Consider the following 14,804-nt stretch of genomic DNA (forward strand, 5'->3'; position numbering starts at 1 on the left):
CCTCCGGGTTCGGGCCGTTCAAGAGCCTGGATGTGCAGCAGATGAAGGACATCACCAAGCATGAACTGGCCGAGATGGGCATCGACCTCCGGGACGTGGAGCAGCCCATCGGCCAGCTCTCCGGCGGTGAACGCCAGTGCGTCGCGATCGCCCGCGCCGTGTACTTCGGCGCGAAGGTCCTGATCCTGGACGAACCCACCGCGGCCCTGGGCGTGAAGCAGTCCGGCGTGGTGCTCCGCTACATCCTGCAGGCCCGCGACCGCGGCCTGGGCGTCATCTTCATCACCCACAACCCGCACCACGCCTTTCCCGTCGGTGACCGGTTCCTGCTCCTCAAACGCGGCAAGTCCATCGGCTACTACGACAAGAAGGACATCACCCTCGACGAGCTCACCGCGCAGATGGCCGGCGGCGCGGAACTGGCCGAACTCGCCCACGAACTCGAACAACTCGGCGGCCACAGCGAGGTTGTCAAGGAAGTCAAGAGCGAAGTGGCCGACGTCGCCCAGACCACCGGCAAAGCGTACAGCTGACCCAACGCCACGGGCAGGGCCCGCCCACCCGGGCCGGCCCTGCTCAGCCATGCAATGGCCAGGCAGCAGCCGGGCAGAAGCATCTTCGGACCAATTGAAAGGACCGGCCACTTGGCCTACATCACTCAACACTCTGCCGGAGTCCCGGCGCCGGTGCGGATCGGACTCATCGGCTCGGGCTGGATGGGGGCATTCCACGCCGACAGCATCGCCCGCCGCGTTCCGGGCGCCGTCCTTGCGGCCATCGCCGACCCCAACGTGGAATCCGCGGAAGCCCTGGCCCGGTCCCTGGGCGCCGCCAAGGTCACCCCCAACGCCGAGGACATCCTGGCGGATCCCGAGATTGACGCAGTGATCATCGCGAGCCCGGCGCGTTTCCATTCCTCCCTCATCGCCCAGGCAGCCGCCGCCGGCAAGCACGTGTTCTGCGAGAAGCCCGCCGGCCAGGGGCTTGAGGAGCTGGACGCCGCCCTCGCCGCGGTGCAAGCATCGGGGGTCCACTTCCAGGTCGGTTTCAACCGCCGGTACGCGGAGGATTTCCTGGCCGCCAAGAAGGACCTTTCCGCCGGCGTGGCCGGAACACCGCAGCTCCTGCGGTCGCTGACCAGGGATCCCGGGAACGGAAGCATCCCGAACGCAGCCAGGGTCCCGGCCTGGACCATTTTCCTTGAAACCCTCATCCACGATTTCGACACGCTCAACTGGTTCAACGAAGGCGCCGAGCCCGTGGAGGTCTACGCCGTTGCCGACGCCCTCGTGGAGCCAGGGCTGCGGGACCAGGGCTTCCTGGATACAGCCGTTGTGACCATCCGCTACAGCAACGGCGCCATCGCCGTGGCTGAGGCAAACTTCAGCGCACTGTACGGGTACGACATCCGCGGCGAGGTCTTCGGCTCAAAGGGGATGGTGCAGGCCGGCCGTGCCACGGAAACGGCGGCCCGCCGCTTCACGTCCGAGGGAATGTCCGCCGACACGCCGCGGCTCAACGTTGAACTGTTCCGGCAGGCCTACACGGATGAACTAGCTGACTTCGCTGCTGCGGTGCGTGCCAGGCGCGACGGCCTGCCGCCGTCGTCGTCCGACGTCACCCTCACACCCGGTGCATCGGACGCGAGGCGTGCGCTGGCGATGGCGCTGGCCTGCATCGAATCGGTCAAACACGGCGCCCCGGCGCCCGTGCCGGCTCCGGCAGCATCAACCGTCGCATATGCAGGGGAGAAATCATGAAGGACGTCATTCTTGGCCTGGTCGGAGTGGGCCGGATCGGCGTTATGCACGCCAACAACATCGCCGCGCTGAACGGCGTCCTCAATCCGGGCGGCATCAACGTGAGGCTCCGGCTCACCGACGTGGCCGAAGACCACGCGCGGACCGTTGCAGCAGGGCTGGGCGCCGAGTTCCTGCCCTCGGTGGAAGCGCTTTTGTCCTCCGGGCTGGACGGCCTGGTCATTGCCACGGGAACGGCCACGCACCCTGAGCTGATCAAGGCGGGCGTGGATGCCGGGATTCCGGTCTTCTGCGAGAAACCGGTGGCATTGAACGTGGCGGATGCCGTATCGGTACTCGACTACGTCCGCGACAACAACGGCGTGGTCCAGATCGGCCACCAGCGCCGCTTCGACGCCGGCTACCTGGAGGCGCGGCGCGCCTTCCAGGCCGGCGAGCTGGGCTGGATCCATTCGCTGCGCGCCGTCACCTGCGATATGGCACCCCCGCCGGTGGAGTTCCTGGCCAGCTCCGGCGGCCTCTTCCGGGACTGCTCGGTCCACGACTTCGACATCCTGCGCTGGCTGACCGGCCGCGAAATCGTCGAGGTGTATGCCAGGGGATCGAACAACGGCGACCCCGCCATCGGGGAGGTGGGGGACGTGGACACCGCCCTCGCGCTGGTGACGTTCGACGACGGCACGGTGGGGACCGTCTCTGCCACCCGGTACAACGGGGCAGGCCATGACGTCCGCCTCGAAATCCAGGGTTCGCGCCGTTCGCTGATGGTGGGGCTGGACGACAAGACCGCGATCGCCTCGGCCGAACCCGGCGTCGGTTTCCCGGCGGGTGAGCCGCACAAGACCTTCGCCGAACGCTTCGACCAGGCATACCGGTCCGAGATGGAAGCCTTCGTGGAGCTGATCCTGGGCCGCCGGGAGAACCCGTGCACCCCGGAAGACGCCGTCGCGGCCTCACGAGTGGCCGACGCCGCCCAGGAGTCGCTGGCAACGGGCGTCCCGGTCCGCGTGGCGCAGAAAGTCGCCAGCTGAGCCGTGCCGGCTGCGCCAACAGGCCGCGCCAGACAACTGATGCCCCCACCGCGTGCGGTGGGGGCATCAGTAGTTTTGCCGGAACCTAGGCGCCGAAGGGAAGCCGCGGGTCCACGTCCTGGCCGTCCCAGGTCTGGCGAATCCAGCCGTGGTGGGGGTCGTCGCTGATGAGCCATTCCCGGACCGGGCCGGGGCCGGCCATCACGTTCAGGTAGTACAGGTCGTACCCCGGGGCGGCCATCGCGGGCCCGTGCCAGCCGTAGGGAACCAGGACGACGTCGCCCGTGCGGACCTCCGCCGAGACGTCGATGGGCCGTTCGTCGGAGGCGTACACGCGCTGGTAGCCGATCGCGTCGCCCTGCACGCCTGAGCCGGCGGCGGCCGGTCCGTCCGGCGCCACACGGGTCTCGAAGTAATAGATTTCCTCGAGGTTGGTCTCGCCGTCCTTTTCCTCGTCGTGCTTGTGCGGGGGATAGGAGGACCAGTTACCGGCCGGAGTGAGGACTTCGCAGACGATAAAGCGGTCGGCCTCCAGTGCGGCGGGGGTGCCGAAGTTGTGCACCTGGCGGGAGCAGTTGCCGGCGCCCCTTAGCTCCACCGGCGTCTCGGAGGCTGTGACGAGGCGGGTGGGGTAGGAGGCCTTTGCCGGTGCCGTGGCCACGGCAACCCTGCCGCCGGCGTCCGAGCTGATGGTGACTGCCGTGTCTGTGCCCGTGTACAGGACGTCGCTGGGACCGTGGAAGACGCTCGCCCTGCCGGCCAGCCGGTAGTCCTGGCCGTCGACGGTGGCGGTGAAGGATCCGCTGAGCGGAACCACGATGCGCTCCTCGCCGGCAGCGGGGAGTTCGACGGCGGCACCTGGTGCCAGCGTCGCGACTTTGATTCCGGTGTGGGCCCAGCCGTCCACCTCAAGGGCGGAATCGGAGGTTCCCAGGGAGACGTCCCACTTGCCGTCGGCGGCGGAACCCAGCGGATATACCCAGTTGGCCATAGATTTTGTTCTTTCGTTTAAGTGCTTGCTGCCGCAGCGGTTAGCGCTGGCGCCTATCGCTGGACAAGGGTCATTTCAAAGCTGTACGAGTCTGCCCGGTAGACGTGGTGGCCGGTTTCCACCATGCGCCCCGTATCGTCCACGGCCGTGCGTTCCATGGTGACCAAGGCCAGCCCGGGTTCGGTGTCCAGCAGCGGTGCCTGGTAGTCGTTCGCCACCATGGCGCCGATGCGCTGCGAGGCCAGGCGGAAGTTCACTCCGCCGTTGCGCAGGATCGCGTACAGGCCCTGGGCGGCGAGCTGGGCTTCATCGATGGTGGTGATGTCGTCGCGGACCCAGTTTTCCATCAGGGCCAGCGGCTTGCCGCCCACTTTGCGCAGGCGCGTGAAGTGGTAGACCTTCGCACCGGCCGGGAGCTGCAGGGCTGTGCGTGTGGCGGCGTCGGCCTCGATGTGGGAGAAGCTGAGCACCTCGGTGGTGGGCTTGCTCCCGTTGTTGGTGAGGTCGTCGTAAAGGCTGGAGAGTTCCAGCGGCCGCCGGACCTGGCTGGAAACCACCTGTGTTCCCACCCCGCGCTTGCGCACCAGGAGCCCGGAACGCACCAGCTCGTCCATGGCCTTGCGCATGGTGGGCCGGGACAGGTTGAGCTGGGCGGCGAGGTCGATCTCGTTGTCCAGCCGGCTGCCCGGCGGGAGGAGTCCGGTGTGGATGGCGGCCTCGATGCCCTGAACCACCTGATGGTAGAGGGGCACCGGCGAAGAGCGGTCGATGCTGAGATTAAGTTGATTCGCCACTGAGCGCTCCCTTGTGCTCCGCGGCCTCCGAGGGTGCCCGGGTGCCGCGTATGTCAGCCTATGTTCTCTTGATAGGACATACTGCCGTTTTGACGATAATAGCAGGCATCCACGAATGCCCGGAAGGGTGCAACACGTTCCTCGGCCGGGAGTTCCAGGACTTCGGGGTGCCACTGAACGGATGCCACCCAGCGGGCGGGATCCTCCAATGCTTCCACGGTGCCGTCGCCGGCGACCGCCGTGACGATCAGCCCGTCGGCCACCCGCGCCACGGCCTGGTGGTGGCCGGAGGCGATCCTGACCGTCAGGCCGTGCGCCGTGCCTTGCGATGCGTAGAGGCGTCCCACCTTGGACCCGGGAATAATGTCCACGTCGTGCCAGGCCCACGCTCCCGCGCCCCCGCCTTCACCGCCGCCGACCGCCGCGTCACCCGCCGCCGGCTCGTGGTGCGTTACGGGACCGTCCGCCATGTCCTGCACCAGGGTGCCGCCGTAGAGGACGTTGAGGAGCTGGTGGCCGCGGCAGATCCCGAGCAGGGGCAGGCCGGCATCGATGGTTCCCCGCGCCACCGCCACATCCAGCGCGTCCTGTGCGACGTTGACGTCATAGCAGGCGGCGCCCGGCTCTTCCCCGTAAAGTCGCGGGTCCAGGTCCCCGCCGCCGGGAAGTACGACGCCGTCCAGCTCCTTGAGCTGTTCGGCCAGCCCGCCGCCGTCGGAACCGCCGTGGTCTGAACCGCCGTCGGAACCGCCGTCGGAATCGGGGGTGAGCAGCACAGGCTCCCCGCCGCCGTCACGGACCAGATCCACGATGTAAGCGAACAGCTCGTTGGCCTCCCCGACCCGCGGGTCGGCGTCCCGGGAATTGCTCAGGCGGACCGGGATTCCGATCCGGGTACGGCCGGGCGGGGGCGGGGGAGGAGTGCGCATGACTCATTCTGCAACAGCCTGGAACGGTTAGGCTTGCCGGATGAACAACAGATACCTTGTGTCCCGCCAGCGCTTCGTTGCGGCCTCACCCGAGGCCATTTTCGAAGTGCTGGCAACGCCCGCGCTGCACAGCGTGATCGACGGGTCGGACACGGTGAAGGCGGCGCAGCCTCGCGGTCCGGAGCGGCTGTCCGCCGGGGCCAGGTTCGGCATGGAGATGAACGTGATGGTGGACTACAAGATCCTCAACACCGTCTGTGAGTTCGAGGAAGGCAAACGCATTGCCTGGCGGCATTTCTTCGGGCATGTGTGGCGCTATGTGCTTGAGCCCGCCACCAACGCCGCCGGCACTCCGGGCACGCTGGTCACCGAGCAATGGGACGCGCGGAACGTCCGCGGAAAGCTGTTCCTCCGGCTGGCCGGCTACCTGCGCCGCCACCCCGCCAACCTGGAGGCAACCTTGGCGAAGCTGGACCAGTATGTCGCCGGTTCAGGCCATGATGCTGATCAGGACCGCATCCGACAGTAATGTTGAAGGGACCCGAACCGCGGGACAAAACCGAGGGCAGGAGCCAGGATGGGCCGCAGGACACTCGTTGACGACCTCGTCGACGGCCTGCTCGATGACATCCTCGACGGCAAGCTGAAGCCACACGATGCCATCCCTCCGGAAGCTGACATTGCGAAGGCCTACGACGTCAGCAGGCTGACCGTCCGCGAGGCCCTTAAGGCCCTGAGGGCGCAGAACATCCTCTACGTCAAGGCCGGCCGCGGAACATTCGTCAATCCCTCGGACAACTGGACCGGGCTGGACGCGATCTTCAAGGCCGCCTCGCATGGAAACGGTGCGGACCAGGTTTCCGTGGGGCTGATCGAAATGCGGCGCATGGTGGAAACCGGTGCCGCTTCCCTGGCCGCCAGGCGGCATACTCCCGAGCATGCAGAACAGATGCGCGGGTGCATCGCGGACATGAAGCGCTTCCATGAGGCCGGGGACCTGGACCGCTTCGTCGAAGCTGACATCGCGTTCCACGACGTGGTGCTGAAGGCCTCGGGGAACCCCTTCGTCCGGGCGCTGTTCGCCCAGCTGGGACAGTTGCTCTATATGACCCGGCGGGAAACGTCCGCCGTCCCCGAAATCCAGCTCCACGCCATCGAGTACCACCAGAAGGTCATGGACAGCATCCTCAGCGGAGACGCCGAATTGTCCCGGCGAACCATGGATGAACACATGGAGCAGACGTACCGCGACTACGAACGCTACGTCCACCACTCCCAGCCCTGACGCCGCAGCCCCCGCGGGCTTGACGTAACCCAGATCACGCTTCTATGATCTTTTTCATGTTCTTCCGTCAGATGTCAGACATCAGACTTAGCTAGTCGCCCGACGGATTCCCCCCACATTTCCATCGGACCGCGCCGCCCGTACCCGGGTGCCGCCTCCGTCAAACAGAAGGTCGATGATGACTTCACTCTCCATGCAGTCCGCAGGGCTCGGCGAGCTCGGTGAGCGCACGCTCCGCAAGGTCCGCCGCCGCGTTATGCCGCTGATCGTCCTGCTCTACTTCGTTGCCTACCTTGACCGTAACAACGTGGGCTTCGCCAAACTCACCATGAGCGAGGACATCGGCCTCAGCGCTGCGGCCTACGGGCTTGGCGCCGGCATCTTCTTCCTCGGCTACGCCCTGCTGGAGGTTCCGAGCAATGCCGGCATGTACCGCTTCGGCGCTCGCAAATGGCTCGCCCGGATCCTGATCACCTGGGGCATCTTCGCCACGGCCATGTGCCTGGTCAACGGGGAAAGCACCTACTACATCATCCGGTTCCTGCTGGGTGCGGCCGAGGCCGGGTTCTTCCCCGCCATCCTGTTCTACCTGACGCTGTGGTTCCCGGCCGCGCAGCGCGTCACCGTCCTGGGTATCTTCATCCTGGCCCAGCCCGTGTCCAACGCACTCGGCGCTCCGGTGTCCGGACTGCTGCTGCAGATGGAGGGAATTCTTGGCCTGCACGGCTGGCAGTGGCTCTACATCATCGAAGGCATCCCCGCGATCCTGCTGGGCCTGCTGACCCCGATCCTCATGACCGACCGACCGCGCGACGCCAAGTGGCTCAATACTGACGAGCGCGAATGGCTCGCCACCACCATGGATGCCGAACTGGCCGCCAAGTCCAAGGGCGGAAACCACAACTTCCTGGCCGGCCTCAAGGACAAGCGCACGCTGGTCTACTCGGCCCTGTACTTCGGCCTGGTCTGCGGCATCTACGGCCTCGGCCTCTGGATGCCCACCATTGTTGCCGCCCTGGGCAAGTTCTCCACCGCCGAAGTGGGATTCATTGTCTTCATTCCCTACGCCATCGCCGCGGTCTTTGTGTACTTCTGGAGCAAGCGAGCGGACCGGACCGGAAAGCGCGCCTGGCACACCGCCGTCAGCATGATCCTCGCCGGCATGGGCCTGCTTGCTGCCGGGTACCTCCTCCCGGTCAACCCTGTCCTGGCCCTGATCGCACTGACCGCGTCAGCAATGGGGATCTACGGCGCCATCGCCCCCTTCCTGTCGATGCCGTCCGCGGCGCTCACCGGCGCAGCAGCTGCGTCCGGGCTGGCCCTGGTCAACTCGCTCGGCAACCTGGGCGGATTCGTGGCTCCCTACGCCGTCGGCATGCTCAAGGACGCCACGGGCAACAACCAGAGCGGCCTGCTGTTCCTGTCCTTCTGCCTGTGCGTCACCGCGGTGGCCACGTACCTCTACGCCCGGAAGCGGCCTGAAGGTGATGCCGCCCTGGATCCCGCAGTGGCTGCCGCAGCGGCCGTGAACGCAGCAAAAGCCCGCTCCTGACCGACCGACCATCGACCTGACACCCGACGAAAGACACATCATGACAATCACCCCGTTTCCCGCTGAACGCACCGTTGTACTGACCGGGGCGGCGTCAGCCCGCGGCATTGGCCGGGCGGCAGCAGACCGGATGGCCAGCGAAGGCTGGTCCATCGCCATCCTGGACATCAACGCCGAGGACGCCAAGGCCGCCGCCGCCGAAATCGGCTCCAACCGTGCCGTCAAGGCCATCGGCGTCGGCGCCGACGTTTCCGACGCCGCCTCTGTGGACCGTGCCATCAGCGAAATCGAAGAGTCCCTGCCGCCGATCGTCGCCCTCGCGAACCTGGCGGGAATCAGCTCGCCGACGACGTTCATGGAGACCACCGTGGAGGAATGGGACAAGGTTTTCGCCATCAACATGCGCGGCACCTTCATCGTCTCCCAGCGCGTGCTCAAGGGCATGATCGAACGCAAGCTCGGACGCATCGTGAGCATCTCCTCAATTTCCGCCCAGCGCGGCGGCGGTACGTACTCCAAGGTTGCGTACAGCGCATCGAAGGCCGGAATCATCGGCTTCACCCGTGCGCTGGCCCGGGAAGTGGGCGAGTTCGGCGTCACCGTCAACGCGATCGCACCGGGCCCCATCGACACCGACATCATGGGCGGTACCCTGTCCGACGAACGCAAGGCCCAGATGTCCGAGGGCATCATGATGGGGCGCGTGGGTAGCCGTGAGGAAGTCGCGGCACTGATCTCCTTCCTGCTCGGCCAGGATTCCGGCTACATCACCGCTGCCACATACGACATCAACGGCGGCCTGCAGGTCTCCTGATCCGCAGCTGAAAATGTCCGCACAGGAGTGCCCCCGGTGAATTTCACCGGGGGCACTCCTGTGTGTTTGTTGCGGACTAGGCTGGCAGCATGAACGCCGCCCGCAGCCTCAGTCCCAGCCCCAGAACGCTTGAGGTTGAAAGCCTGGACAGCTTCGACCTGCTGGTGAAGGCGGGAGTCCGCAGCATGCAGGGCTGGCACGCCCAGTCCCTGGACCTTCGCGGCCGCTCCGCGCCGCTGCAAGCCATGGACGCGCAGGGCGCCATCTTCCTCGGCTGCACGTTCGACGACGGTGTGGAGGACACGCTCCGCGGCCGGGGTGCGCTCATCTTCCCCAAGCTGGCCAGCGTGCCGTTCAATCCGTACCGCGGGCAGCTCTATTCGCCGCAGGAGCTCTACTCCGGTCCCGCCGGCGGGCGGTACGAATCAACACTGGACGCCCGGATCTACCAGTGGAGCATCCGGCCCGGCCAGCGGCATCGGCTGGATGCCACGCTCGCCGCAGCCCTGCATGACCACTCGGTCGGTGACGCCCTGGATGAGCTGACCCGCTCGGAGCTATGCCGCGGCCGCCCGATGGTGGGCGTGATGGGCGGCCACACCGCAAGGCGCGGGACACCGGCCTTCGAGGAGGCCGCCATCGCAGGCCGGCTCCTTGCCGCAAGCGGCAGGGTAGTGGCCACCGGCGGCGGGCCAGGTGCCATGGAGGCCGCCAACATGGGCGCCTACCTCAGCGAACTGCCGGACGCGGACTTCCACGCAGCGCTGGCGCAGCTCGAAGCCGTACCCGGGTTCCGCCCCTCGGTGTCGGCGTGGGCGCGGACTGCGGCCGCCGTCGTCGAACGCTATCCGGACGGGACGCCGTCGCTGGGGGTTCCCACCTGGTACTACGGCCACGAGCCGCCCAACTTTTTCGCCACCCATATCGCCAAGTATTTCGCCAACGCCATCCGGGAGGCGGTCCTGCTGGAGCTGTGCAACGGCGGTGTGATCTTCCTGCCGGGGTCCGCCGGCACCCTGCAGGAAATCTTCCAGGACGCCTGCGAAAACTACTACGGTGCCTCCGAAACCATCACGCCCATGGTCCTCGTGGGCGTCGAGCACTGGCAGCGCCGGTATCCCGCCTGGCCGCTGCTGCAAAGCCTGGCCGCGGGCAAGGCAATGGCAGGCCGGATCTTCCTGGTGGAGACGGTAGAGGAAGCGCTCGAGGTCGTGTCAGGCTAGCAGCGGCCGGCCGGCAGCGGCGGGCTTACAGGTCTTTACGGCAGGTGGTCTTGCCCAGCTGGTAGAGGCCATTGAGGTCGCCCGCGGCAAGCCCGTCCGGGGTGCCGATCTCCGGGTACATCAGCTGCCGGGGGTCATCGACATGTTCGAGCCCCATGACGTGGGACAGCTCGTGCAGGATCACGGCGGTGGCGTACGCGGAGCCTTGCGGCCGCTCGAGTTCCCCGGTGATTTGCGGGGCGTCGAGGTCCAGGCTGCCGGTGACGAAGGTCTTCGCGCCGCCGTCGAAACTGTAGTGGGTGCTGCCGCCGGTGCCGATCACCTGGCCCTTCAGCTTGGGGGAGGCCTCCGGAGTGGTCCATGCGATGAGGAGCGGCGCCCATCGCTCGCCGTACCTCTCAGGCTGGTAGGGGTCCCGGTCCTCGGAGGGGGCTTCGGTGGAGGGGCCGTCGTTGATGAACCTGATCCCTGTGGCACGGGAAATCGTGCCGACGGCATCTTCCACCAGGTTTTCCGCGCCCGCCGGAGCCAGCGCGGCATTGACAACATAGTGCAGCGGGCGGCATGGCGAATAGCCCACCGGTGTGCCGTCGTCGTTCGTGGCCAGGAACTCAAAGGAATCGCTCGGCGCGGGAGGCTCCTCCGCGACCAGAAGCGGCGAGTCCGCTTCTTCCAGTCCCGGGGGAGGCGCGTCCGAACTGACTCCCTCGGCGGCGGCGGTTCCGGGCTGCTGGGCGGCCGCCTGTCCGTTGGGGACCGTGCTGTTCCGGAGCTGGAAGAGCCCCACGAAACGGGGGTCGCCGTAGAACAGGCCGGCAGCCGTGAAGGCAGCGGCGGCGATCACGGCCGTGAGCGCCGCTGTTCGAAGGATGCGGGCCACCGTGCCCGGCCCGCCGGCATGCCGTGGCCGTCGTTGTTCCGGCCGCGGACCCTCCACTAGGCGACCACCGCGCCAAAGGCCATCCCGAGGAGGTAGGTGACAGCGGCCGCGCCAATGCCGATGGCGAGTTGCCGGAAACCGCGGCTGGTGGGCGACGTCCCGGACAGCAGGCCGACGACGCCGCCCGTCACGAGGAGCGCGATGCCCACAAGGACCGCCGAAACCGCCAGTGCCGCGACGCCGGTCATGCCGAGAAGGAAGGGAATGATGGGAATGATGGCGCCGGAGGCGAAGAAGCAGAAGCTTGAGGCGGCCGCACTCCACGCGGTGCCCACGGCTTCGTGCTGGTCCTGCGCCTCAGGGAGTTCGGGCTGCAGCGACAGGCTGGGATCGCAGTCGCAGCTCAGCAGGCCCATGCGTTCAGCGACGCGGTGTTCGGCGGCTTCCCGGGACATCCCGCGGGCCAGGTACACCAGCAGCAGTTCGTTGTGCTCAATGTCCAGCCGTGGAGCGGCGGACAGGGTGATCTGGGTGGGCCGCGTTGCGGCCAGCAGTTCCCGCTGGGAACGGACGGAAATGAATTCGCCCGCCCCCATGGACAGGGCGCCGGCAAGGAGGCCCGCCACGCCGCTCAGGAGTACCACCTGGCTGCCGACGCCGGACGCGGCCATGCCCATCACCAGGGAAAGGTTGCTGACCAGGCCGTCGTTGGCTCCGAACACGGCGGCCCGGAAGGAACCGGCCAGCCGGTTCCGGCCGCGGGTGGCGAGTCCGCGGACAACTTCCTCGTGGATCTGTTCGTCGGCCACCATGGCAGGCGTCGCCGTGGGGTCCGAGGCATACGGGGAGCGGCCCTCCGCGCGCTGGGCCAGCGCCAGGACGAACACCGAGCCGAAGTGGCGCGCCAGGAATCCCAGGAGCTGGCTGCGCAGGGACGCCTGCCGCGGCTTCCCGGCGTGGTCGCCGAGGAGCCGGAGCCAGTGGGCTTCGTGGCGTCCCTCGGCCTCGGCGAGGGCAAGGAGGATGTCCCGTTCCTCGCCGCGGCGGTTCTGGGCGAGGTCGCGGTAGACGCGGGCCTCGGCGCGTTCGTCGGCGAGGTACTGGCGCCACCGCTTAATGTCGGCCGGGCTGGCGCTGGTCCCTGCGGGTCCGGCTGCTGCGGCTCCTGCTGCGGTGGTTTCGGGGATGCCTGCTGCCGGCTTGTCGGCGGGAAGGGCATGGCTGCGGTCAGATTTAGCGTGCTGAGACACGAACACTCCTGGGCTTGATAGGGCATGAATCGGCCCCATTGCAGCTCCAGCCTACCGCGTATTTCCGCGGATTTTCGGCTGGTATTCCTCACCGGCAGGTTTAGGCGGACCTCAAACCGGGCCCGGTCCGGCGCCTCCGGCCGCGGGCACTGGAGGCGTTGCGCAGGCCGGCAACGGACCGCCTATTGACCGCGGCGGATGCCGGTGTTGTGATGATTGCCAGGGCAGGTGCTTCCGTAGCCCGGCACCTGGCCGCACAACCAGACACGGAGGTTTGCACCATGGACACCACCGGATCACACCCCACCCAGCCGGAACGGGACACCCTCGAATCCGATCCCGCCTACGACTTTGCCGAGGACGCTCCCGTCGACGACGCCGGGGAGAGCGAGGAAGAGGAACTGTTCGAAGAGGCCGACCGGCTGGTTCCCCTGGGCGCGGAGGATTTCCTCGGCGACGAGAAGCCCGTGGTGCCGTTGGCGGAGGAAGAATTTCGTGAGCCCGGGGAAGCCGAATAGGTAGCTTCCGTTCCCAACGCACGACGGCGGTGCCTCCCCGCGCCGGGAGGCACCGCCGTCGTGCGTTTTTCTGCAGTACTGGTTGGCCGTATTAGTTGGCCGGAACCGGAACCTGTTCTTCTTCGGGGACGTTTCCGGCCACGCGGTCCTGCCAGTTCTTCATGACCTTGGGGTCGGTGGGCTTGGTAGCGACGGACACCACGAGGTACACCAGCGCCGAGGCAATGAGGCCGTAGTAGATGGGCTCGTTTGCGTAGATGCCGTCCAGTGGCGCCGCGGCGTTGATCTCAAGGTAGATCATGGTGCCGAGCGTGATGACCGAACCGACGGCCATCGAAGCTGCCGCGGCTGCGCCCGTGCCCCGCTTCCAGACGAGGCCGCCGAGGATCGCGACCAGGAGCCCGCCCACCAGGATGTCGTAGGCGATGGTCAGGGCCGCCACGACGTCCTTGGTGATGATCGCGATGAGGATGGCCACGATGCCCAGGCCCAGGACCCACATGCGGTTGGCCTTGACGTCGTGCTCGGGGTTGTCGGTGTCGTCAGTGTTGATGTCCTTGCCGAACCAGCTGGCCACGAAGGGCAGGACGTCGGCGCGGGCAACTGTTGCAGCGGCGATCAGGGCGCCGGAAGCGGTGGACATCATGGCCGCGACGGCCGCTGCGAGCACCAGGCCGCCGATGCCGATGGGCAGCAGGTTCTGGGCCACTTCAGCGTAGACAACGTCCTTGCCTGCAGTGGCCACGTCGATTTCCGGGAGCGCCACGCGTGCGCCCAGGCCGATCAGGGCGCCGGCCGCGCCGTACAGGATGCAGTAGATGCCGGCAGTTGCGCCGCCCCAGCGTGCAACGGTGGGGGTCTTGGCGGTGAACACGCGCTGCCAGATGTCCTGGCCGATCAGCAGGCCCAGGGTGTAGACCACGAAGTAGGTGATGATGGTCTGGATCCCGATGCCGTCGATCTGGAAGAAGCTGTCCTCCACGCGGCTGCGGATCCCGTCCAGGCCGCCCGCGGCGTTGAGCGTGAACGGCAGCATCAGGAAGAAGATTCCCACCGTCTTGATGACGAACTGGACCTGGTCGGCGAGCGTGATGGACCACATGCCGCCGATGGTGGAGTACACCAGGACGATGGCGCCGCCGATGGCGATGGCCAGGGCCCGGTCCCACCCGAACAGCACCACGAAAATGGTGGCGTAGGCGCCGGTGGAGGTGGCGCACAGCATCAGCGTGTAGGCCAGCATGACGATGCCGGATGTCTGGGTGGCGCGGCTGCCGTAACGAAGCGTCAGCATCTGGGACACCGTGTAGATCTTCAGTTTCTGGATGGTGCCGGCAAACAGCAGGCTCAGGAGCAGCACGCCGGCGCCGATGGCCACCACGAGCCACATGCCGGAGATGCCGAACTTGTAGCCGAGGCCCACGCCGCCCACCGTTGAGGCTCCGCCAAGCACGACGGCCGCCATGGTTCCGGTGTAAAGGAAGGGGCCCAGCCTGCGGCCGGCCACCAGGAAGTCGCTGTTGTTCTTTGTGCGGGATTTGCCCCACCAGCCGAAGGCCAGCATGGCGATCAGGTACACCACCACAATGGCGATGTTGACGAAGTTTGCGTCCATTTAATGGGCTCCTTGGAGCGAGTCGGCAGCAGGGCGGGAATTCGCGGCAAGTACGTGGGCCACGCCGGAATTCCGCTGCTATAGAGCGGGGATGCAGGGGGAGATCCCTGATGATGACAGGCTGACTGTCGTAGTGTTTACCTAGGGGATTGCCTATTAGAC

The 14,804-nt window shown here is 66.9% G+C and carries 15 protein-coding genes; 9 read left to right on the forward strand and 6 right to left on the reverse strand.

Going from position 1 to position 14,804, the window contains the following annotated elements; genetic code table 11:
• The 3 genes from BS38_RS0117935 to BS38_RS0117945 form a co-directional block, all read left to right on the forward strand.
• Nucleotides 1-533, forward strand: a 533-nt coding sequence (locus tag BS38_RS0117935) for an ATP-binding cassette domain-containing protein (RefSeq protein ID WP_028272050.1), incomplete at its 5' end; no start/stop codon positions are given.
• A 111-nt stretch (nt 534-644) separates the two neighbouring features.
• Nucleotides 645-1,760, forward strand: coding sequence for a Gfo/Idh/MocA family oxidoreductase (locus BS38_RS0117940; protein ID WP_028272051.1), 1,116 nt, complete (start codon nt 645-647; stop codon nt 1,758-1,760).
• Entirely contained in the window at nt 1,757-2,791 is a 1,035-nt protein-coding gene (locus BS38_RS0117945) for a Gfo/Idh/MocA family oxidoreductase (RefSeq protein ID WP_028272052.1), read from the forward strand. Before BS38_RS0117940 ends, BS38_RS0117945 begins: the two co-directional genes overlap by 4 nt.
• An 85-nt stretch (nt 2,792-2,876) precedes the next feature.
• On the opposite strand, the gene iolB is transcribed toward BS38_RS0117945, so the two are convergent.
• Genes iolB through BS38_RS25595 form a run of 3 tightly spaced genes read right to left on the reverse strand, consistent with a single transcriptional unit; the run spans nt 2,877 to nt 5,505 of the window.
• Nucleotides 2,877-3,782 carry a 5-deoxy-glucuronate isomerase gene (gene iolB, locus BS38_RS0117950; protein ID WP_028272053.1) on the reverse strand — a complete coding sequence of 302 codons (906 nt, stop codon included), beginning with the start codon at nt 3,780-3,782 and terminating at the stop codon, nt 2,877-2,879.
• Between the two features lie 53 nt (nt 3,783-3,835).
• Nucleotides 3,836-4,576 carry a GntR family transcriptional regulator gene (locus tag BS38_RS0117955; RefSeq protein ID WP_028272054.1) on the reverse strand — a complete coding sequence of 247 codons (741 nt, stop codon included), beginning with the start codon at nt 4,574-4,576 and terminating at the stop codon, nt 3,836-3,838.
• Nucleotides 4,577-4,629: 53 nt separating this feature from the next.
• Nucleotides 4,630-5,505, reverse strand: a complete 876-nt coding sequence (locus tag BS38_RS25595; protein ID WP_051629007.1) for a gamma-glutamyl-gamma-aminobutyrate hydrolase family protein — start codon at nt 5,503-5,505, stop codon at nt 4,630-4,632.
• 40 nt (nt 5,506-5,545) lie between these two features.
• Between BS38_RS25595 and BS38_RS0117965 the strand changes: the two genes are divergently transcribed.
• The 5 genes from BS38_RS0117965 (at nt 5,546) to BS38_RS0117985 (ending at nt 10,379) form a co-directional block, all read left to right on the forward strand.
• A complete protein-coding gene (locus BS38_RS0117965; protein ID WP_028272055.1) occupies nt 5,546-6,034 on the forward strand; it encodes a hypothetical protein in 489 nt (162 codons plus the stop codon).
• A gap of 48 nt (nt 6,035-6,082) precedes the next feature.
• Nucleotides 6,083-6,790, forward strand: coding sequence for a FadR/GntR family transcriptional regulator (locus BS38_RS0117970; protein ID WP_028272056.1), 708 nt, complete (start codon nt 6,083-6,085; stop codon nt 6,788-6,790).
• Nucleotides 6,791-6,968: 178 nt separating this feature from the next.
• Nucleotides 6,969-8,342, forward strand: a complete 1,374-nt coding sequence (locus tag BS38_RS0117975) for an MFS transporter (protein ID WP_043439188.1) — start codon at nt 6,969-6,971, stop codon at nt 8,340-8,342.
• Between the two features lie 40 nt (nt 8,343-8,382).
• Nucleotides 8,383-9,156, forward strand: a complete 774-nt coding sequence (locus BS38_RS0117980) for an SDR family NAD(P)-dependent oxidoreductase (RefSeq protein WP_028272058.1) — start codon at nt 8,383-8,385, stop codon at nt 9,154-9,156.
• Between the two features lie 89 nt (nt 9,157-9,245).
• A complete protein-coding gene (locus BS38_RS0117985) occupies nt 9,246-10,379 on the forward strand; it encodes an LOG family protein (protein WP_028272059.1) in 1,134 nt (377 codons plus the stop codon).
• A 25-nt stretch (nt 10,380-10,404) separates the two neighbouring features.
• Here BS38_RS0117985 and BS38_RS0117990 read toward each other — a convergent pair whose 3' ends face one another.
• On the reverse strand, nt 10,405-11,259 hold the full coding sequence (locus BS38_RS0117990) for a matrixin family metalloprotease (RefSeq protein WP_043439172.1): 855 nt from the start codon (nt 11,257-11,259) through the stop codon (nt 10,405-10,407).
• A gap of 56 nt (nt 11,260-11,315) precedes the next feature.
• Nucleotides 11,316-12,509, reverse strand: a complete 1,194-nt coding sequence (locus BS38_RS0117995; protein WP_028272061.1) for a VIT1/CCC1 transporter family protein — start codon at nt 12,507-12,509, stop codon at nt 11,316-11,318.
• A 281-nt stretch (nt 12,510-12,790) separates the two neighbouring features.
• Here BS38_RS0117995 and BS38_RS0118000 point away from each other — a divergent pair, with 281 nt between their 5' ends.
• Nucleotides 12,791-13,027, forward strand: coding sequence for a hypothetical protein (locus BS38_RS0118000; RefSeq protein ID WP_028272062.1), 237 nt, complete (start codon nt 12,791-12,793; stop codon nt 13,025-13,027).
• Nucleotides 13,028-13,118: 91 nt separating this feature from the next.
• Here BS38_RS0118000 and BS38_RS0118005 read toward each other — a convergent pair whose 3' ends face one another.
• On the reverse strand, nt 13,119-14,642 hold the full coding sequence (locus tag BS38_RS0118005) for a sodium:solute symporter (RefSeq protein ID WP_028272063.1): 1,524 nt from the start codon (nt 14,640-14,642) through the stop codon (nt 13,119-13,121).
• Nucleotides 14,643-14,804 lie beyond the last annotated feature (162 nt).

It is taken from the genome of Arthrobacter sp. UNC362MFTsu5.1 (assembly GCF_000685965.1).
GTDB lineage: Bacteria > Actinomycetota > Actinomycetes > Actinomycetales > Micrococcaceae > Arthrobacter.

What these genes read in the sequence shown, in the direction of transcription:
- BS38_RS0117945 (WP_028272052.1), top strand. Translation starts at nt 1,757, where the DNA reads ATGAAGGACGTCATTCTTGGCCTGGTCGGAGTGGGCCGGATCGGCGTT.
- iolB (WP_028272053.1), bottom strand. Translation starts at nt 3,782, where the DNA reads ATGGCCAACTGGGTATATCCGCTGGGTTCCGCCGCCGACGGCAAGTGG.
- BS38_RS25595 (WP_051629007.1), bottom strand. Translation starts at nt 5,505, where the DNA reads ATGCGCACTCCTCCCCCGCCCCCGCCCGGCCGTACCCGGATCGGAATC.
- BS38_RS0117965 (WP_028272055.1), top strand. Translation starts at nt 5,546, where the DNA reads ATGAACAACAGATACCTTGTGTCCCGCCAGCGCTTCGTTGCGGCCTCA.
- BS38_RS0117970 (WP_028272056.1), top strand. Translation starts at nt 6,083, where the DNA reads ATGGGCCGCAGGACACTCGTTGACGACCTCGTCGACGGCCTGCTCGAT.
- BS38_RS0117975 (WP_043439188.1), top strand. Translation starts at nt 6,969, where the DNA reads ATGACTTCACTCTCCATGCAGTCCGCAGGGCTCGGCGAGCTCGGTGAG.
- BS38_RS0117980 (WP_028272058.1), top strand. Translation starts at nt 8,383, where the DNA reads ATGACAATCACCCCGTTTCCCGCTGAACGCACCGTTGTACTGACCGGG.
- BS38_RS0117985 (WP_028272059.1), top strand. Translation starts at nt 9,246, where the DNA reads ATGAACGCCGCCCGCAGCCTCAGTCCCAGCCCCAGAACGCTTGAGGTT.
- BS38_RS0118000 (WP_028272062.1), top strand. Translation starts at nt 12,791, where the DNA reads ATGGACACCACCGGATCACACCCCACCCAGCCGGAACGGGACACCCTC.
- BS38_RS0118005 (WP_028272063.1), bottom strand. Translation starts at nt 14,642, where the DNA reads ATGGACGCAAACTTCGTCAACATCGCCATTGTGGTGGTGTACCTGATC.